Raw genomic sequence first — 20,401 nt, forward strand, 5'->3', positions numbered from 1 at the left:
GCGATGCGAGATGGAGAACAAAAGTGCGAAAGACACTACGTGAACTCGTACCCTTGCCCCTGACGCTGGCCGTGAGCCTGTCCCTGTTCGGCTTCAGTTCTCCGGCCGCGAGCGCTGCCCCTGCGTCCAGCCCGCGCAAGATGGAGTATCTGACACGCGGCTTGGTCGCCGCCCAGACCCCGGACGGCGTATTGCTGAGTTGGCGCTTTCTGGGCAACGAACCTGACGGCATCTCCTGGAACGTCTACCGCAAAGACGGTGATGCGGACTTCGTGAAGATCACCACGATCGCGCCTAGGGACGTCCAGCCGGAAAGCGACTACGACACGAACCCCGGCATTGTGAAGGAAGACGTCACCCCGTCCAACTACACCGACCCGGACGGCGTTCTCGCCTCCGTCTACGAGGTCGCTCCGGTCGTCGACGGCGTCGAGGGCGAGAGACAGGGCATGAGCGTGCCCATGTTGTCAGCCCTGGCCGGGCAGGCAGGCCAGGCCAACAGGGGTGCGGCGACTTACATCCCGCTCAAGCCCGCGCCGGCTCCCGTGCCGCTCGTGCACTTCACCTACCGTGGCCAGCGGTTCGGCCCGGGCACCAATCTGAACGCGGCCAACATGGTCATCCCGGGTACCGGGAACCAGAACTGGTACGTCGTCGACATGGATCTGCTGAGAGCATTCCGTGTGGCGTACGACGATCAGGCGACCGTGACGCAGGAGCAGTTGGACGGTTGGGTCGCCACGCTCAACGAGCACAACATGACCCCCAACGCTCTCGGCGTCGCCACCTATACCACCGCTCGGCCGCTCACGAACTCCCTCGTGAACGGCAAGATCACAGAAGCGCTGTACAACGAGCTGGAAGCCGAGTTCATCAAGTATGTGGAGAACCTGGATTCCGGCACGTCGCTTCCCTACGCGAAGACCAGCACCGGCGCGGTACACACGTCGCAGAGCAGCGCCTACTCCACGCACGACATGACGGTGGGCGATTTCGACGGCGACGGCGAATACGAGATCGTCGTCAAGTGGCGCAGCACCCAGCAAGACCCGATGTATTCCGAGCCGATCTTCGGCGGCAGTAACACCACGACCGCGCCAGAATACATCGATGCGTACAAGCTGGACGGCACCCTCCTGTTCCGTGTCGACATGGGCTACAACGTGAGAGCGGCCAACGACCACGAGACCACCCTGTTCAGCGAGGACTTCGACGGTGACGGCAAGGCTGAGCTGATGCTCAAGACCGGGCTGGGCACCCGCATCGGCAACTGGGACGAGGCATCGCAGTCCGTCGTGTATCCGGACACCCTCGACACCGTCGTGGGCGGCGAGGACGGCCTGAAAACGACCACGGACAAGTTCGAGGAGTACTTCGCCAGCGGCAACACCGCGGCTCTGGACACCTACTGGTCGCTCCTCAACAGCTTCACCATCAGCTACCGCAGCCCGGTGGCCGGAGGTGGCAACGACGGAGTCAACGATCCGGCCCTCAAGCGGTGGATCAAGACTTACCACGTCGGCCCGATCGGCCCCGCCAAGGACGACCAGGAGTTCTTCTCGGCCTTCGAGTGGGACGCCGACGCCGGCAAGGGCGTGCTCATGGACAGCGCCAAGTACCCGTTCCCCTACGAGGGCAGCGTCGACGGCGACAACTGGGCCATGACACCCGCCACCCAGCGCGGCAATTTCTCTTACCTGGCCTACCCCGGCCCCGGCGCCGGTAGCGGCCCTGGTGATTACAAGTCGCAGATGATGGCCCCCTCGGAGGCCTACTGGCTTGAGCACCCCTGGAAAGCGGCCGTGTGGGGCGACGCGCAGGGCAACCGCGGCAACCGCTACGTCGGCGTCGTGGCCGCCCTGGACGGCAAGCACAACTATGCGGTCTCCCAGCGCGGCTATTACGTGCGGACGACTATGGCCGCCTTCCGTATCGTCGACGGCAAGGTCACCCTCCAGGCCAGCTTCGACTCGGACGACCCGCAGTACTGGTCGCTGGGCGGCACCGCCTACGACTACCAGAACCGCGGCAACCACCACACCGATTCCGGCGACCTCGACGGCGACGGCCGGGATGAGATCGTGATGAAAGCCATGGTCCTCGACCTGAACGCCGACGGTACCAAGATCTTGCCCGAGGTGGTCAACGGCGACACCATGCCCACGATCGAGGGGCAGAACAGCGTTCCTCCGGTTGCCGGCAGCTTCGAGTTCGCCACCGACGCGGTCCGGAACAACCCGCTGAACACGTGGGCTCCGCTCCGCCACGGCGACCGCAGCGCGCTGCTCCCGGTCGACAAGGACAACAACGTCCGCATGTGGTCCGGCAGCGAGGAGAACCTGCTGGACGACATCCGCACCGGTAGGCAACATGGCTGGATGCCCGGCCCGGAGGCGCACGACCCGATGAAGGGCAAGCGGCGCAACGACCAGGGCGAGGTTGTGCACGAGAACTCGATGATCTTCGGCGTGTACGCCGGTACCGACGCGGAGGGAGCGGTCGCCGGCAACTTTTCCAACCGCTGGCCCGGCGCGCAGGGACACTCGCAGAACGGTGCCAGGAGCATGGTCACCGGCGAGCTCCTGAACGGCAGCCACAACGTGAGCAGCGGCCAGTACGCCATCTGGTTCGGCGGTGGCCTGACGGCCATGGCCGCCAGCAACGCGACCATCAGCACGGTCGACGATCTGACCTTCACGCCCTCCTCGTATCTCGCGACCGGCCTCACATCGACCGGCAACAAGAGCACTCCCACGCTCAAGGCCGACCTGTTGGGCGACTGGCGCGAGGAGCTTGTGCTCCGCGCGTCCGGCAACCGCCTGGCCATCGTCACCACCCTGTCGCCGACCGAGTACGGCATCCGTACGCTGATGCACGACCCGATGTACCGCCTCGGGGTGGCGAACAAGAACACCGGCTACGACCAGTTTGGATTCGCCAGCTTCTATCTGGGTGACGAGGCTGAGCTGCCCCCGATGAGGACGGACATCTCCGTCCCGGCCGCGCCCGACACGACCGCTCCGACGATCACGGTCAAACCGGAGTCGAAGGGTAGGGACGGGGTCTACAGCAATGTCTCCTTCAAGCTGTTCGACGCCGGCAAGGTCGACAAGCTCACCCTGAACGGGGTCGAGAAGGACCTGACCGACAACACCCACTCCGATCTCAACGGGGTCGCGCCGGGCGCGTTCGGCGGCAAGGCCGGTAGCAACGAGCTGAAGGTGTACGACGTGGCGGGCAATGTCACGACGCTGACCTTCGTGTTGGACGTCACGGGCCCGACGGTGACGGTGAAGGACGGTGCCACCGAGACGGTCGGTACGGCTACGGCCGGGTACGAACTGGTGTCGTTCAAGCTGTTCGACGCCGGCAAGGTCGACAAGCTCACCCTGAACGGGGTCGAGAAGGACCTGACCGACAACACCCACTCCGACCTCAACGGGGTGAAGCCCGGTGTGTTCGGGGCGGTGCTCGGGGCGAACGAACTGAGGGTGTACGACGTGGCGGGCAACGTCACGACCGTGGCCTTCGCGCTGGTCGAGCCGAAGCCAGCGGTTCCGGCCTGGGACTCGAAGAAGGTGTACAAGAACGGCGACCAGGTGTCCTACAACGGAGCGATCTACATCGCCCAGTGGTGGACGCAGAACGAGAAGCCCGGCAGCACCACGACTGGTTCGTGGATAGAGCAGGGCGCCCTCGTGCCGGCGGCCGGGGCCGACGTCCGGGCCTGGACCGCGTCCTGGGTCTACACCGGAGGCGAGGTGGTCGCGTACCACGGCCACACCTGGAAGGCCAGGTGGTGGACCCGGAACCAGCAGCCGGGCGGCCCCAACGGCCCCTGGCAGGACCTCGGCACGTACTGACAACGGACGCCAGGGGAGGGTCGGTCCGCAGGGGCCGGCCCTCCCTGCTGCACCGAGAGCCACGAGTGGCACCCTTCCGCGTCCGCCAGTTGCGACTTGTGGGGCTCGAATACTCAGCCGTGGGTCCCGCCCCCTGGGTTCGCGGGGCCGACGCCGGACCAGCGAAAGCGGGTGGTCGCCGTCCAGCGCGACCGGCGTACGCCCGCCGGGGGATTTCCGCGTCGGAGAACGTCGATGCTTCGACGGCGGCCGTTCATGTACGTACCGGCTCCGCGAAAGCACACGTCGTTACGTTCGTCGGACCCGCCCAGAAGGAGGTCCACAATGGATCGGCGTAACATGCTCCGTGCCACGGTACTCGGAGCCGGCGCGGTAGCGCTGCCGTTCACCGCTTGGTCGGCGGCGTACGCGGCACCGGCGCAGGTGGCGCCCGGCCCGTACGGTTCGCTGCAAGCGGCCAACGGACACGGCATTCAGCTCCCGGCCGGCTTCACCAGCCAGATCGTCGCCCGTTCCGGTCAGGTCGTGCCGGGCACCTCGTACACCTGGCACAACGCCCCCGACGGCGGTGCGGTCTTCGCCAACGGTAGCGGCTGGATCTACGTGTCCAACTCCGAGACCAGCGCCGGCTCCGGCGGCGGTGCGTCCCGAATCCTCTTCGACTCCAGCGGAGCCGTCATCGGAGCGTCCCGGATCCTCTCCGGCACCAACAACAACTGTGCGGGTGGCAGGACGCCCTGGAACACCTGGTTGTCCTGCGAAGAGGTCAGCCTCGGTCGGGTGTGGGAAACCTACCCGCTCGGCGGCACCGCCGTGGTCCGCCCGGCGATGGGCCGGTTCAAGCACGAAGCCGCCGCCGCCGACCCGGACCGGCGGGTCATCTACCTCACCGAAGACGAGAGCAACGGCAAGTTCTACCGGTTCATCCCGGACACCTGGGGTGATCTCTCCACCGGCAGGCTGCAGGTGCTGGTCGCCGGCAGCGGTACCTCCGGCTCGTTCAGCTGGGCCGCCGTGCCCGACCCGGACGGCTCCCCGACCACGACCCGGTCGCAGGTCTCCGGGGCCAAGTCGTTCAACGGCGGAGAGGGCTGCTACTACTCCAACAACACGGTGTGGTTCACCACCAAGGGCGACAACCGGGTCTGGCAGCTCAACCTCGGCAGCAACACCTACGAACTCGCCTACGACGACAATCTCGTCAGTCCCGGCGCGGCGCCGCTGACCGGCGTGGACAACATCACTGGTTCCACGTTCGGCGATCTCTATGTCGCGGAGGACGGCGGCAACATGGAGATCTGCATGATCACGCCGGACGACAAGATCTCGGTCTTCCTGCGGATTACCGGCCAGGGCTCGTCGGAGATCTGCGGTCCCGCGTTCACCCCGGCCGGCAATCGGCTGTACTTCTCGTCCCAGCGCGGCACCTCGGGTTCCTCCTCCGGCGGCATCACATACTGCGTGACCGGACCGTTCCGTACCTGAGCCCGGCTCCGCCCCGCACCACGACCACCACCGCAGACGCTTTAGAACCCGCACCGGTGTGTGCGGTCGACGTCCGGGGTGATCCGGGCGTTGGAGAGCGAGAGCCCGATGCCGGACCGGTACGGCGGCCGACCAGCCTTCGGACGGCCGCCGGCCGCGTTCAGCCGCGGCCGCGCACGAGCGGCAGAAACACCTCGTCCACGATCTCGACCAGCACCTCGTCGGGCACGGCGGGAACGCCGCGCATCGCGTATTCGGCGCGCAGCAGCATCATCGGCGTCGTCGCGACCCGGTGGTGCGCGGCCGGGGCGGGTGCCTCGCCCCGGGCCACGGCGCGCTCCAGCATCGCCAGCCAGGCGCGGTCCATGGTGTCCGCGCCGGAACGCTCCCGCATCAGGGTGAGCAGCTCGGGGTCGTCGGCCGCGGCGGCGAGCAACCCGCGCAGGATCGCCCCGTGCGGCGACGACCACGTCTCGTTGGCCCGCCGCAGCATCTCCAGCGCGTCGGCCCGCAGGGTGCCCGTGTCCGGGTTCGGCATCACGGCGTCGGACAGGTGACGGTACGCCGCGATACCCAGTGCCGCCCGGTGCGGCCACCGGCGGTAGATGGCGTTCTTGTTGGTCCCGGCCCGGGCGGCGACCCGGTCCATGGTCATCCCCGGATAGCCGGACTCGCGCAGCTCCTCCGCCGCCGCGTGCAGGATCGCCCGCTCCAGCTCCTCGCCCCGGCGCCTCGTGCTCATGTCTTGCAGGGTACTGGACGTACCCTATAAGGTACGCCCAGTACCTTACGAACGGGGGAGCCGTCCGATGCGCGTCTTCGGCATGAACTACGACACCGGTTTCGTGAGCGCGGGGTCCACGACCCACGAGCCGTTCGACCCCGAGACCGTGCGGCGCGACCTGCGCGTCATCCGCAACGAACTGCGCTGTGACGCGGTGCGCATCACCGGCGGGGTCCAGGACCGGCTCGAGCTGACCGCAGGGTTCGCCGCCGAGGCCGGGCTCGAGGTGTGGTACTGCCCGTTCACCAACGGCCTCGACCGCCACGGGCTCATGGCGTTCGTGCTCGACGGCGCGGAGCGGGCCGAGCGGATACGGCAGCGCGGGGCGTCCGTCGTGTACCTCACCGGCTCCGAGATCGCCATGTTCACCGACGGCTTCCTACCCGGCCGCGACCTGGCCGAGCGCATGGCACTGTTCACCGACCCGATGCGGATGCGGGAGGCGGTCCCGGCCGCGCGCGCCGCGGTGCGCGACTTCCTCGCCGAGGCGGTGCCCGCGGTGCGGGAGCGGTTCGGCGGGCCCGTCGGCTACGCCTCGATCCCGCTGGAGGCGGTGGACTGGGCGCAGTTCGACATCATCGCCAGCGACGCCGGTTACCGCGACGCGACCAACGCCGCGGCGTTCCCGCAGACCCTGGCGGCCGCGGTGGGGCAGGGCAAGCCCTACGCCGCGACCGAGTTCGGCTGCTGCACGTTCCGGGGCGCGGCCGACGTCGCGGGCGGGCCGGAGCCGGTGACGTACGACGAGCACGGCCGCGCCGCGAAGCTCACCGCGGGGCTGGAGCGCGACGAGGAGGGCCAGGCCCGTTACCTCGTGGACCTGCTGCGCGACTACGAGGCCGGCGGGGTGGAGGCGGCGTTCGTGTACACCTTCGCGAACCGGCACCTGCCGACCACCGACGACCCGGAGCGCGACTTCGACCTGGCCGCGCGCGGGATCGTCCGGGTGCTGCCGGACGGCTCGTGGACGCCGAAGGCCGCCTTCCACGCCCTCGCGGCGTACGGCCGCTCGCGCGCACACCAAGGGTGAAGCTGAGGTCGCGTCGGCCAGCACCTGCCGGGCCGCGGGAGGCGCCTTGCGGATCACGAAGGCCGCGGGCGTGGCCGTCGACCCGAACAGCGTGCACGGACCGGGGTCGGGGTGGGCGTATCGGCGCCCGACCCCAAACCCCGGTGCTGGCTTGCCGGCCTGTTGCGGCCCGCGCCCGGAACTATTCGGTCCAGGGCAGGCCGGTCGGGCTCGGGTACCAGGCCGGACCGTCGCTACCCCAGCTCCAGTGAGGGCTGGTGCTGGTGCCGGTCAGCGCGACCGAGTCGCGACGCTCGGCCGTGTTCGTCCGGAAGACCAGCGACGCCGTCGAGGTCACGTCGGGCCGCTTCGGGGTGAAGCGCACCGCCACGACGCAGGTCCGGCCCGGGGCGATCGTACGACCCGAGCACTGGTCCCGGTCGACCCGGAACACGTCCTGCTCACGGTCGCCACGGAAGCTGTCGCGCGTTTCCCGGATCGCACCCTCGATCTCGGTCGAGTAGATCCGCAGCGGCTGGTCGCCGGTGTTGGTGACCGTGACCTTGCGCACCTGGCCGAGCGTGCCCACCGGCTGGGCGGTGAAGACCGGGGTCTCGGTGGAGAACTTCGGCCCGGCAGCCGCCGGTCCGATCTGGATGGTCTTCGAGGTGGTGATCGGCGCGAGCGAAGCGCTGTCCGTGTACTGCCGCATCGAGTCGTTCGTCACGGTGACCGTGACGGAACCGCGGCGCAGTGCCGTCAGCGTCCGCGTCTGCGGGTCGAGGATCGCGACCTTGCCGGCGCGGCGGGCCTCGGCGGTGGCCTCGGCGCCGCTGCCGATCGCGAGGCTCGACGATCCGCTCCAGTGCACGGACATCGGGTACTGCAGCGGCACCACCCGCGTGCCGGTGGACACCCCCTGGGGCTGGACGATGCTGCCGCTGAGCTGCGCCGTCCTGTTCAGGTCGAGCGTCTCCGGCGCGTTCAGCGTGATCGACTGGGCAAACGCCCGCACGTCCGCCTCCAGCCACTGCTGGTCCGCGTGGCGGAGGCTGTTCACCGACCAGTTCACCCAACCGGTGAAGCCGCCCCGGTCCGGCGTGCCGTACGGGTCCTTGCCCGACGACGGCAGCACGACGTACGGGACGCCTTCGACGCGGTGGACGTTGGCGATCTGGGCGTGGGAGCCGAACATCACGGCGCCCTTGCCGGAATCGTCGCGGAAGTCGGTGAGCAGCTTCTCGACGAGCGCCACCTCGTCGCGATCACCGAGCTGGCTGGCCTTTACCTCGGCCGGATCGTCGACCGGGTGGTGGGCGGCCACGACGACGTTGCGTACCGACGGGTCACGCCTGGCGCCGTCGAGCGCCTGCTGCATCATCGGCAGTTGGGCCCAGGCCGTGCCGCGAAGCGTGCCGAGGGAGCTGGCCAGCAGGATGAACCGGGTGCCCTTGTGGTCGAACGTCCGGTACGGCTGTCCGAACTCGGCCTTGAACGCCGAGAGGTCCGACTGGGTGTTGTTGAGCCCGTAGGACTCGTGGTTGCCCGGGACGTAGTAGCAGGGCACCTTGCCGCTGCGCGGGTCGGGCGTGCTGTACTCGGCCGGCTCCTTGCCGACCGGGATCAGATCGCATCCCGCGTCGGTCAGCACCCGCCGGGCCAACGCGAGATCCTGCGGCAGGCCGCGGTCGGTGATATCACCGTTGAGGATCACCAGGTCCGGCTTGGTCTGCCGGATCCGCTGGAGGGCGGCCGTCGCGACCTGGGTCAGGGTCGGGTTGTCCGCGGTGAACTGCACGTCCGACAGCGACGCGAAGCTCCAGGTACCGATCCCGTGCGCCAACGAGCCGTCGGGCGACACGAGCCGGTCCGCCTGCGGCTCCGGCTGCTCCGGAAGGTCGATCGAGGTCGGGACGTCGGCCTCGATCCGGTTGAGGACGAACGTGCCCGGACGCTGCTGGGCCACGCTGGTGTTGATCCCCTGGAAGCTTGAGATCGAGATCGGGAACGCCGTGTCGGCGGGCAGCGTGAACGTGGCGTACTGCCAGTCGTCGCTGGCCGCCAGCGCCGTTCCGTAGACGCCCGAACCCTTGCCGTTGGCGTCGGCGTAGCCCAGGTAGGTCAGCCCGTTCGGCACGGCGATGCTCGACTTGATCCGTACCCGTACCCGCAGCGGCTGGCCCGGCACCGCCACCCGGTTGGCGACGGAGGTCGCGGCGACCCCGACGTTGCGCATCGCGGCGAAGTCGATCCGCAGGCCGTCGGGATCCTTCGAGAACGTGGTCGCCGCGGTGCTGTTGTTGCGCCACCGGGCTAGCACGTCGTCGCCGAAGTCGTACGCCGACACGGTCTGCACCCCGACGGTGATCGGCAGTTGCACCGACTGGCCCGCGACGGAGATGGTCAGGATCGTGCCGGCGGCCTTCCGCGGGGTGATCTTCAGTTTGCCGGCGGACGGCTGGACGTCGACGACGCTGTGGTCGTAGTCCAGGGTGAGGTCCACCGGGTCGATCGGGGCGGTGTAGCCCTGGCCGTCGCGGCCGGTGACGCTCACCGTGGCCGCGGCGTCGGGGGTCGCGTCGGCGATGGAGAGTCGACCGGCCGACAGCTCCAGGCTGTCGACCTTGCCGAGCACGTCGACCTGCACCGAGGCGTCCGTACGGCCGACGGCGGCGGAGACCGAGATCGGGCCGGACGCGCGCGACGGGGCCTGCAGCACGCCGGACTTGACGGACGCGCCACCGGCGTGCCAGCGGACCGACTCCGGATTCACCGCAACGGGCGTCTCATGGTTGTCGAGGCCGTGGGCGACCAGCGTACGGTGCAGGCCCGGGAAGACCTTTGCGCCTCCGTCGCTGGCGATCCCGCCCTCGGCCGGCTTGACCAGGAGCTGGTGGAGCTTGCCGTCCCCCGGTGTGACGAACACGCCGACGCCGTTCGGGTCGTTGCGCTCGTGCCCGTCGGACGGCACGTTGCGTACGGTCGCCTCGGTCCCGCCCAGCGCGCGGGCGACCATCGTCGTGGAGCCACCGCCGTCGAGGTTGACCGCGGTCTCCACACCGAGGGCGGCGAGGTCGCGCGCCTCCTTGTCGATGCCGACGCCGCCCTTGCCGGTGCCGCCCGGCCCATCCCAGGTGGCGAGCACGAGGGTGCGGCCGTCGTCGGAGAAGCCGAGCGCCGTACGCGGCGCGATCGAGGTGTCCAGGCCGGGGGCGACCTTGCCGTCGGAAACGATCGTGCCGCCGTTGCCGAGCGCGAACTTCATCGTCTTGGCCACGTCGTCCGAGAGCGAGTAGGTCAGCGTGACCGCGTCACCCGGGTGCAGCGCGCGCAGCGCCGTCGCCGCGGCGTCACGACCGACGAGCGCGAAACCGTCCTCCGGGATCGCGCCCGAGCCGGCCGGTCCGTTCGGCGCGACGGAGACGACCTTGCCGCCGGAGACGACAACCTCGGCGATCCGGCTGACGTCGACCCCGGTCAAACCGCGATTGCGGCTGTAGGTTCCCCACGCCGCGGTGAAGGCGATCAGGCCGTCGGCGGGTACGCCGCCGCCGTTGGCGGCATTGATCGACAGGACCTTGTGGTCCGCGCCGGCGAAGTTCGCGAACGAGTCGACCGCGAGGTCGACGAGCTGGGCGATTCCGTCCTGGCTGACGCCGACGTGCTGCCGTCCGCCGATGTCCGCCGTCTTGATCAGTTGGCCGTTCTGGATCTCGCCACCGAGCGCGGCGTTGCTGCCGCCGATGTCGAAGAACTCGCCGTTGACACCGGCCACGGCGCCGGCCTTGTTGGCCGCGACGCTCAGCGGGCCACCGGACGCGACCGGGCCGGAGGTCAGCAGGTCGGTGCTGACCGCGCTGTTGGACAGATCCACCGTCAGGAACTGCGCGTCATACCAACCACTCTGGTCCAGCGCCTTCACATGCCGCAGACCGATACCCGGCCCGATCTTCTCACTCGTGTTGACCAACGGAAGCCCGCCGGTGACAGGTGCGTCCGGCTGACGCGGTTGGGCCTGCGCAACCGCCGGAAACGCCACCAGCGTGACCGCTGCGGCGAGCACGCCCACCAGCGGCGTGACCCGCCTGGGATTCGGGACCTTCGAATTCACCTGGATCCTTAGTTCAGAAGACAGCATGCGGTGCAGCACGCTCCGCCCCGCGCGGTCCGGGGACCGCGCCACGCTAATGATCTTGACCGAATCCGAGATGAATCGGCTCTGACCAGGCAATGAATGCACAACGAGGGACCTGCCCACTCCCTCCACCGCTGTGAGGCGCCCGCCTCGGCAACCGACCAGCGATCCAAACCCGGACGACGGCCCGACGATGCCCGGTGCGGAAATGCCCTCGAACCGGCCGAGGCGCCGCCGGGCGGACCACCTACGGCCCGTCCGGCACGAGGGCACCTGGTACTGCTCGTCGAGAGCCGCGTCGGCGCCCGGTTCGAGTTGGCCGAAGCTGGACGCGCGGGGTCACGCGTCCGCGGCGTGACCGTGGTGCGCGAGGAGGGGAGCGAGCCGCTCGGCCATCAGGCGGTAGCCGTCCGCATTCGGGTGCAGGCCATCGGGCAGCAGGTGGGCCTCGTCCGGTCCGAGCACGCTCGGGCCGTCGACGAGATGCAGCCGCGCCTCGCCACGGAGCCGGAGGACGGCCACCGCGTCGCCGACAGCGCCGCGTACGTCTTCGAGGGTCATTGTCGCCGCGTTAGGCAGCCGCTCGCGGCTCGGCGAGGTGATCGGCGAGATCACGACGACGGGTACCCCGGGATGGGCGTCGCGGACGGTCTGGATGAATCCGGACACCTGGCCGGCGAGGGTACGGGGGCCGAAGCTCCCGCGACCGTAGACGTTGATCCCGAGACACAGCGAGATCAGGTTCGCGCGGGTGTCTGCGATGGCCCGGGCGGCGATCGGATCGAGGTGGCACTCCCCGCTGAAGCCGAGGCAGGTCAGATCCCATCCGAGGCGCCGGGCCACCAGGGCCGGCCAGGTCTCGCTCGGTCCCGAGGCCGTACGGCACTGCGTGATCGAACTCCCGTACGTGACCCAGCGGAAGTCCCCGTCGTCGCCGGTGGGCTCGGCGGTGGTGGCGCCGTGCAGGATCAGTGGGCCGACCCGGGCCTCGCCGTACTGGGGCAGCCAGACCTCGACGACCTTGGTGCCGGGCGGCAACGTGACGCGGCTCGTCGTGGCTCCGGCGCCGAGCGGCTCTCGCCGCCACAGCGCGCCGTCCACGAGCACGTCAACCGGCGCCACCTCGTCGTCCAGCGCGATGACCCGCAGTTCCAGCGCGGTCGCGTCGGTACGGACGGTCGCCCGGACGCCGGCTGCCATCCGCGCCCGCAGGACGAGGTCGGGGGCGTGGGCGGTGTCCACCCGGTCTGGTGGCAGCCGCCATGGCTGCCAGGCGCCGTCCTCCCCGGTCCAGGCCAGGCTTCCCCGCCAGATTCCCGGGGCGTCCGGGCCCAACCGGAGGACCGTCACGTCGGCGTCCGGCTGCCGAGGAGCGCCACGTTCTGTCCTGCGACTGTCCATTTCCGGTCGGTCCCCTTCATCTCACCGCGTGGGCGGCAACCGGTACCGGGTGGCCGCCCGCACCCACGACACTCCAGACACCGCCAGCGACCACCTCGGATTCCGCAACCGGGTGTTACCTCGGGTCGCTCGGCGGCGAGGTCGGCCTGCTCGCCAGGATCGGTGACCGAACACGGCCGTACCTCCAAAGTCCGGTGAAGGTACGGCCGTGTCCACCTGACACGCGGTCGCCGCTTCCGAGCGATCTGGCCTTGCCGTCAGGGTGTCGGGTCGGTGGTGCCGTTCAGCGGAAGGTGCAGGGCCAGTCCGTTGGTAGGTGTGGTGTTGTTGGTGCGCATTGCGTCGAGTTCGGCGACCGACAGCGCTCGGGTGTACACGTGCAACTCGTCGAGGCCACCGGTGAACGTGTCGGTGCCGTCGAGCTTCTCGCCGAGATGGATGCCCCGAACGCCGTCGGGGTAGCCGGCGGTGAGCGATCCCGTCGGGGCTGGTGCGGTGCCGACGTCTGCACCGTCGACGGACAGGACCAGTTGGCTGGCGGTGCGGCGCAGGGCGAGGAAGTGCCAGGCATTGTCGGCGTATGCGTTGCCGCTGTCGACGCGGACGACGCCGTCGGGGGTTCTGGCTGAAGCGGTGATCGTGTTGTTGGCGGGGTCGGCGCGGACCCACAACTGGCTGCTCGCCTCGTTGACGCCGTAGCCCCACAGCAGTGTCTGCCTGGCGGTGCCGCCGGAGTACCTGAACCAGGTGGCGACCGTGAACTGGGATGATCCGAGGTTTGTCGCGTTGCTGTACGGGATGTGGACCCGGTCCTCGACGCCGTCGAAGGTCATCGCGTTGCCGAACTTGCCGGGACCGGACACCGCCTGCCGGACGAAACCGTCGTTGTCGTTGGCCGAGGCGTCGTCGGTGGTCTTGAAGTTCGGGTGGAACGGCAGCCGCAACAGTGCGCCGGGGACGTTGACGGCGTTGGTGGCGTGGATGCGGCCGATCTCGGCCTCGGTGAGCGCCCCCTGGTAGAGCCGAACCTCATCCAGTGACCCGGCGAAGTGCTGGGCACCGTCGATCCGCTGCCCGATGGCCATCCGGAAGGGCCGGCCAGGGCTGACCGTGCTGGTCGGACCGGTGGCGGTGCCGGTGAGCGCGCCGTCCACGAACAACCGCAACGTGCTGCCCTGTCGCTGGAGCGCGACGTGGTGCCACCTGCCGTCGTTGTACGCCCTGCTCGACATCACCGAGCCGCCGTTGGCACCACTCTGGACACGGCCCTGGATGCGGTTGCTCCCCGGTTCGGCCCGCAGCCACATCTGGGAATGGTCGTCGCCGACGCCGTAGGCCCAGAAGATCGGGTGGTTGCCCGTGGTGGCGGTGTACCTCACCCACGCCATCGCGGTGAAGTCCGCGTCGTCGACCGCGAGCGACTCCGCGAACGGCACCTGCACGTGGTCGTCGACCCCGTCGAGGGTCACGCCCCCGTCGAACCGGCCGTCGCCGCCGTGGGTCGTGCCCCGGATGCGGGCCGTGTTGCCCAGCCCGGACGTGTCCGGGGTACCGGTGCCGCCGGAGTAGCTGTCGGGCAGGCCGAGGTCCGCCTCGGTGAACGTGGTGAACCGGACCTCGTGGTGGGACACCTGTCCCTCGTCGCCCGCTTCGAAGGCCAGGGCGATCCTGCCGTCCGGCAGCTCCGCCATGCTGGTATAGCTGGCAGGGCCGGTGTGGATCGTCTGGCTGTCGGAGTCGTTGACGCCCTGCCAGGTGCGGCCCTCGGTGTAGCTCGACCGGATCACCATCCGATGGCGGTCCTTCGTGCTGCTCCCGGCCCTTTCTCGGTATTCGACGGGCGAGGAGAACAGCACGCGGTTGTACCTGTCACCGTCCAGGGTGGACCGCAGGCGCAGGACGGTGCCGTACACCTTCGGCGCCACCAGGTTGTCGACGACCTGGGACGGGCCGGTGAACGTCTCGCCGCCGTCGGCGCTGATCCCGAAGGTCTTGGTGTCACCCAGGTCCTCGGCGCCCTGGTTGCGCGCCATGACGTAGATGGCGCCGTCGTTGCGCTCGAAGATGCTCGGTTCGCCCGACCACTCCCCGGTGGACGTGGCGCCACGGGTCCAGCTCACGCCGCCGTCGTCGCTGTAGATCAACTGGGTCTTCTGGGGTGTCGTGTCGAGCCACATGGCGACGACCAGCCGCCCGGCGTGTGGTCCGCGCTCCAGTTGGATGCCGTGGCTGGGGCCGGGGCGGGTCACCCACGGGTACCTGGCGGTCTCCCGCCATGTCTGGCCGTTGTCGTTGCTGGTCAGCACGTACGACACGGACTCGTCGAAATCGGTGTCCGAACCGTCGCGGACGAACAGCATGATGTTGCCGGTGTGCTGGTCGACGACGGGAGTCGCGGAGAGCATCCTGCCGTTGCCCTCGGGGTTGGAGCGGATCTTCACCAGCGGACCCCAGGTGCCGTTCTGGGACCTCCGCCGCATCACGATGTCGGTGTGGGTCAGGTCCGGACACTCTCCTGTGCTGTTCCGGTACTTCGCACTGCCGAGGGCGATGAGGGTGCCGTCACGGGCGGGCACCAGCTTGGCTCCCCGGATGCAGTCGTAGCCACCCATGCCTCGGGTGAAGAGCACTGTCGGGTTGGGGATCGCCGCATCGGACGATGTCGGCGGCGGAACCACCAGCAACGTGCTGGCCGTCAGCAGCAGTACGGACAGTCTGATCCACAGCGTGCGGGATCTCACGGTCAAACCTCCAACGTCGGGGCGGAACCTGACTGCGTGGGTTTCTCTGCGGGCGGCGGCGTTTCCGCCGGCGGGTCTTCGGTGAGTTTGGACTCGATGCCGATGTAGTGGTCCTGGATCGCCGCACGCGCCCGGTCCGGGTCGCCACTGAGGATCGCGTCGAGGATGTCGGCGTGGCCGCGGTAGGCATCCATCGGCGTGCGACCGCGCGACGGTGGCGCCGCGGCGTGGAAGGCGAGCCAGAACTGGTCGAACAGCCGCAGCAGCATCCCGTTGCCGAGATCGCGGAACAACAACTGGTGGAACTGGCGGTCCTGCTCGGCGAAGCCCTCCCCCTGCTCGGCGAGCCTGCGCATCGTCTCCAGGTTCTCCCGCAGCGCGGCGACGCTGGTGGGCGACATGGCCCGCATCGCGTCGGCGACCAGGCTGGCTTCGAGGGTCTTCCGCAACGCGACCAGCTCTCGCAGGGCCCGATAGTCCTGCATGAGACCGTAGGGGAGGTGCTCGAGCAGCGGGGTGAAGGAGAAGTCGCACACGTAGACGCCGCTGCCGCGACGCGTCTCCAGGACGCCGGTGGACTCCAGCGCCTTGACCGCCTCTCGGACCGAGTTGCGACTGACCCCGAACAGCCGGGCCAGTTCGGACTCCGGCTTGAGCGGGTCACCGGGGCGCAGTCCCTGCTTGAGGATGTAGCTTCTGATCTCCTGCTGCACGACCTGGTGCAGCGGAGGGGTGTTGCCAAGCCGCCGGAACTCCGGCTGCACGTCGTCCTGCCGAGTCGCCACGCTCTCGATCGACCTCCGTTCACGCCAACTTGTAGGATATCTTGCCACTCTTGACACCCTAGTAGGTGCCGCCTACGGTAGCGAAATCTGTAGGACATCTTGCAGCAACGCGCCGGCAATTCGGCGCGAAGGAGGCCGTCGGTGTCAGGTGGAGCCCTGGAAGGTGTGGTCCGAGACGCGATCGCCCGCAGCGGCACCACGCCCGTCGTGCCGGACCGCGGTACCGGCCAGCCGGTGCTGAGCGTGCGGAACCTGGTCGTCGAGTTCTCGACGCCCGCGGGCGTGGTGCGCGCGGTCGACGGGATGAGCTACGACGTCTACGGCGGCGAGACGCTCAGCGTGGTGGGGGAGACCGGGTCGGGCAAGAGCGTCTCGGTGCTCGCCGCGCTGGGCCTGCTCCAGACGGCGAACCTGCGGCGGGTCTCCGGCGAGGTGATGCTCGCCGACGTGGATCTGCTGAGCCTGCCGGAGGCGGAGCTGCGGCGGCGACTCGGGCGGGACGTGGCAATGGTCTTCCAGGACGCCATCTCCGCCCTCAACCCGGTTCAGCGGGTCGGCGACCAGATCGCCGAGGCGCTGCGGGTGCACGACCGGGCCCTGTCCGCCAACGCGGCGCGGGATCGCGTCGTGGAGCTGCTCGAGATGGTGGGCGTGCCCCACCCGCGGGCCCGCTACGACCAGTATCCCCACCAGTTCTCCGGGGGGATGTGCCAGCGGGTGATGATCGCCATGGCGATCGCCAACCGTCCGAAGGTCCTGATCGCGGACGAGCCGACCACGGCGCTGGATGTGAGCGTCCAGGCGCAGATCCTCGACGTGCTCCGGTTGGCGCGGGAGGAGACCGGTGCCGGCGTCGTGCTGATCACCCACGACCTCGGAGTGGTCGCCGAGACCGCCGACCGGGTCGCCGTGACCTACGGTGGCCGGATCGTCGAGACCGGCGACGTCACGTCGGTCTTCACCCGGCCGCGACATCCCTACACCGCCGCCCTGATGCGCGCGCTGCCCCGGCTCGACAGCACGGCGGAACGGCTGCTTCCGATCCCGGGACAGCCGCCCGACCTCACCGAGATGCCGCCGGGCTGTGCGTTCGCGCCGCGCTGCCCGACCGCCCACGGCCGCAGCGCCTGTCTACAGACCCGGCCGGAGTTGCGAGCCGACGACGCCGGCACCGGCGCGAGCGCCTGCCACTTCCCGGACGAGGCGGCAGCGAGGCCCGGAACCGGGGACGGCGCGCCGGCACCGAGCAGCGACGCGCCGGCACCGAGCAGCGACGCGGTGGAGCCGGTGGCCACGCCGGCCGGTGCCGGCGAGGCGGCACCGGAGTCCGGCGTGCCGGTGCTGGAGGTCCGGGACGCGGCGAGCCGGTTCCCGGTGCGATCCGGGGTCTTCGCGCGGGCCACCGCCTGGGTACACGCGGTGGACGGGGTATCGCTGCGCATCCCGGCCGGGGGAACGCTCGGCCTGGTCGGTGAGTCCGGCTGTGGCAAGACCACGCTCGCGCGGCTCGTCCTGCGGCTGGTGGATCCGACCGGCGGCCAGGTCCTGGTGGAGGGCGACGACGTCGGGCGGGCGGGCCGGGCCGGCCTGCGGCGGATCCGGCGCCGCGCGCAGATGGTCTTCCAGGATCCGTACGCGTCGCTGAACCCGCGCCTGACCGTCGGCGACAACGTTGCCGAGCCGCTACGGCTCCAGCGCCTGCCGCGCGCGCGGCGCCGCGAAGACGTGCGCGAGCTGTTCAGCCGGGTGGGCCTGCGACCGGAGCACGTCGACCGGTTCCCGGCGGAGTTCTCCGGCGGCCAGCGGCAGCGGGTGGCGATCGCGCGCGCCTTGGCATCCCAGCCCCGGCTGCTGATCCTCGACGAGCCGGTGTCCGCCCTGGACGTGTCGGTGCAGGCGCAGGTGCTGAACCTCCTGGCGGACCTGCAGCGGGAGTCCGGGATGGCGTACCTGTTCGTCAGCCACGATCTTTCGGTCATCCGCCAGGTCGCCGACCAGGTCGCGGTCATGTACCTCGGGAAGATCGTCGAGTCCGGGCCGGTGACCCGGGTGTACGACGACCCGCGCCACCCGTACACCCGGTCGCTGCTGGCGTCGGTGCCGGTACCGGATCCGGTCGGCCGAGAGAACCGGCGCCGGGTGCCGTTGGGCGGTGACGTCCCCAGTCCGGTGAACCCGCCGTCGGGGTGCCGCTTCCGCACCCGGTGCCCGATCGCAACGGCCCGTTGTGCCGAGGAGGAACCATTGCTCCGTCCAGTCGCCGGTGGACACACGGCCTGCCACTTCGCCGACGAAGTCCCCGATCTGGTACCGCAGGTGACGGCATGAGCGCGCCACCCGCCGGGGCTCCGATAGTCGCGCCCCGACGGCGACGGCTGGCGGCAACGCGCCGATTCGCCCGGTCCCGGTCCGCCGTCGTCGGTGCGGTCGGGTTGGCCACGCTCGCGGTGCTGGCGCTGCTCGCGCCGGTCGTCGCCCCGTTCGACCCGGCCGCGCAGGGCGGCGAGCCGTTGCTCGGCCCGTCCGGGACGCACCTGCTCGGCACCGACCAGCTCGGCCGGGACATCGCCTCCCGGATGATCCACGGCGCTCGTGCCTCGCTGCTCGTCGCGGCTGGTGCCGCCGCGGTCGGCGCGGGCATCGGGGTCCCGCTGGGGCTTGTCGCCGGGTACCTGGGGCGGTGGGCCGACGCGGTCGCGATGCGGGTGGTCGACCTGCTGCTGGCGGTGCCCGGGATCCTGCTCGCGCTGGTCATCATCGCGGTGCTGGGACCGGGGCGGCTCAACCTGATCCTGGCGATCGGGATCGGCGCGATACCGGAGTTCGCCCGGCTGACCCGGGTGGCGACCCTGGAGGTGCGCGAGCGCGACTTCGTGCTGGCGGCCCGTGGAATGGGCGCGAGCACGCCGGACACGATGACCCGCACCGTACTGCCGAACGTGCTCGGTCCGATCATGGTCCAGTTCGTCATCACCGCGTCGATGGCGGTCGTGATCGAAGCGGGGCTGAGCTTCCTCGGGCTCGGCACCCCGCCGCCGGCACCGTCGTGGGGCGGCATGCTCCAGGACGCCCGTTCGTACCTGTACCAGAGCCCGACCTACGGGCTGTTCCCGGGGATCTGCCTGGCCGCCACCGTGTTCTTCCTGGAACGGATCGGGCGTGGTCTGCAACTTGCGGTCGGTGGCGGCGGGACGCGCGCGGCGGCGCGCGGCATCGGCAGAGGAGCGGTGTAGATGTACGGCTATCTGGTTCGCCGGCTGCTGCAGTTCGCGGTGGTGCTGCTGCTCGGCTCGGTCGCGGTGTGGGCCTTCGTGTTCCTGCTGCCCGGCGACCCGGCCACGGTGTTGATCGGCCCGGACGCGACCGAGGCCGAGTTGGCCGCGACCCGCGCCCGGATGGGGCTGGACCAGCCCTTCCTGGCGCAGTACGGGGTCTGGCTCGGCCACGCGCTCACCGGTGACCTCGGCGCCTCGTACTACTCGGGCCAACCGGTGCTCACCGAGCTGCTGGACCGGATCCCGGCGACCGTGCAGCTCGCCGGCTTCACACTGGTGCTCACGCTGCTCATCGCGGTGCCGGTCGGCATCGTGGTGGCGCTGCGGCCGTACTCGGTCGTCGGCCGGGTCCTGCAGGGCTACCTCACGGTGGGCCTGGCGGTGCCGGCGTTCTGGCTCGGTCTGCTGCTCATCATCGTGCTCGCCGTGCAGCTACGGTGGCTGCCCGCCTCCAGCGACTTCGTGCCGCTGTGGCAGGACCCCGGTGCCGCGCTGCGCAGCACCATCCTGCCGGCGGCCGCCATCGCCGTGCACACCTCCAGCGTCACCGCCCGGTTCCTCGCCAACTCGCTGGGCGAGGTGATGGGGAAGGACTACATCCGTACCGCCCGCGCCAAGGGCGTACCGGAACGGGACGTGATCCGCCGGCACGCCGTGCGGAACGCCGCACTGCCGACCGTCACCATCGTCGGGCTCCAGCTCGGCAGCTTTCTCGGCGGCACCGTCGTCATCGAGGCCGTCTTCAACTACCCCGGACTCGGGCGGCTGCTCTACACCGCTATCGGGGAACGCGACTACGCCCTGGTCCAGGGCGGGGTGCTGTTCGTCGTCGCTACGTTCCTGCTGCTGAACCTCCTGGTGGACGTGGCCTACGGCGTTCTCGATCCGCGTATCCGACTCGCCTGACATCCACCCCCACTCCA

The 20,401-nt window shown here is 69.8% G+C and carries 11 protein-coding genes; 6 read left to right on the forward strand and 5 right to left on the reverse strand.

What is annotated here, in order from left to right; translation table 11 throughout:
* Positions 1-53: 53 nt before the first annotated feature.
* Together ACQEVC_RS25655 and ACQEVC_RS25660 are read left to right on the forward strand one after the other, a co-directional pair.
* On the forward strand, positions 54-3,863 hold the full coding sequence (locus ACQEVC_RS25655) for a carbohydrate-binding protein (RefSeq protein ID WP_432882072.1): 3,810 nt from the start codon (positions 54-56) through the stop codon (positions 3,861-3,863).
* A gap of 324 nt (positions 3,864-4,187) precedes the next feature.
* A complete protein-coding gene (locus tag ACQEVC_RS25660; protein WP_432882075.1) occupies positions 4,188-5,348 on the forward strand; it encodes an alkaline phosphatase PhoX in 1,161 nt (386 codons plus the stop codon).
* Positions 5,349-5,508: 160 nt separating this feature from the next.
* Here ACQEVC_RS25660 and ACQEVC_RS25665 read toward each other — a convergent pair whose 3' ends face one another.
* The gene (locus ACQEVC_RS25665) at positions 5,509-6,090 is read right to left on the reverse strand and encodes a TetR/AcrR family transcriptional regulator (RefSeq protein ID WP_432882078.1); all 582 of its coding nucleotides are present in this window, start codon (positions 6,088-6,090) and stop codon (positions 5,509-5,511) included.
* A gap of 67 nt (positions 6,091-6,157) precedes the next feature.
* On the opposite strand from ACQEVC_RS25665, the gene ACQEVC_RS25670 reads away from it, so the two are divergent.
* Positions 6,158-7,162, forward strand: coding sequence for a hypothetical protein (locus tag ACQEVC_RS25670; RefSeq protein ID WP_432882080.1), 1,005 nt, complete (start codon positions 6,158-6,160; stop codon positions 7,160-7,162).
* Positions 7,163-7,343: 181 nt separating this feature from the next.
* Here the strand turns inward: ACQEVC_RS25670 and ACQEVC_RS25675 are convergent, their stop codons facing one another.
* The 4 genes from ACQEVC_RS25675 to ACQEVC_RS25690 form a co-directional block, all read right to left on the reverse strand.
* Positions 7,344-11,252: a phosphodiester glycosidase family protein gene (locus ACQEVC_RS25675; protein WP_432882083.1), complete on the reverse strand. Its 3,909-nt coding sequence runs from the start codon at positions 11,250-11,252 to the stop codon at positions 7,344-7,346.
* 363 nt (positions 11,253-11,615) lie between these two features.
* Positions 11,616-12,626, reverse strand: coding sequence for a GDSL-type esterase/lipase family protein (locus ACQEVC_RS25680; RefSeq protein ID WP_432882085.1), 1,011 nt, complete (start codon positions 12,624-12,626; stop codon positions 11,616-11,618).
* Between the two features lie 308 nt (positions 12,627-12,934).
* Positions 12,935-15,418 carry a LamG-like jellyroll fold domain-containing protein gene (locus ACQEVC_RS25685; RefSeq protein WP_432882088.1) on the reverse strand — a complete coding sequence of 828 codons (2,484 nt, stop codon included), beginning with the start codon at positions 15,416-15,418 and terminating at the stop codon, positions 12,935-12,937.
* Positions 15,419-15,420: 2 nt separating this feature from the next.
* Positions 15,421-16,203, reverse strand: a complete 783-nt coding sequence (locus tag ACQEVC_RS25690; protein WP_432882091.1) for a FadR/GntR family transcriptional regulator — start codon at positions 16,201-16,203, stop codon at positions 15,421-15,423.
* Positions 16,204-16,344: 141 nt separating this feature from the next.
* Between ACQEVC_RS25690 and ACQEVC_RS25695 the strand changes: the two genes are divergently transcribed.
* From ACQEVC_RS25695 to ACQEVC_RS25705, 3 genes are read left to right on the forward strand one after another with little or no spacing between them, the layout of a single operon-like run.
* Positions 16,345-18,531 carry a dipeptide ABC transporter ATP-binding protein gene (locus ACQEVC_RS25695; RefSeq protein WP_432882094.1) on the forward strand — a complete coding sequence of 729 codons (2,187 nt, stop codon included), beginning with the start codon at positions 16,345-16,347 and terminating at the stop codon, positions 18,529-18,531.
* The gene (locus ACQEVC_RS25700; RefSeq protein ID WP_432882097.1) at positions 18,528-19,436 is read left to right on the forward strand and encodes an ABC transporter permease; all 909 of its coding nucleotides are present in this window, start codon (positions 18,528-18,530) and stop codon (positions 19,434-19,436) included. The genes ACQEVC_RS25695 and ACQEVC_RS25700 overlap by 4 nt, the downstream gene beginning before the upstream one ends.
* Positions 19,437-20,384, forward strand: a complete 948-nt coding sequence (locus ACQEVC_RS25705) for an ABC transporter permease (RefSeq protein ID WP_432882100.1) — start codon at positions 19,437-19,439, stop codon at positions 20,382-20,384.
* Positions 20,385-20,401: the final 17 nt, after the last annotated feature.

This window comes from Plantactinospora sp. CA-294935 (assembly GCF_050936445.1).
In the GTDB taxonomy this organism is placed as follows: Bacteria; Actinomycetota; Actinomycetes; order Mycobacteriales; family Micromonosporaceae; genus Plantactinospora.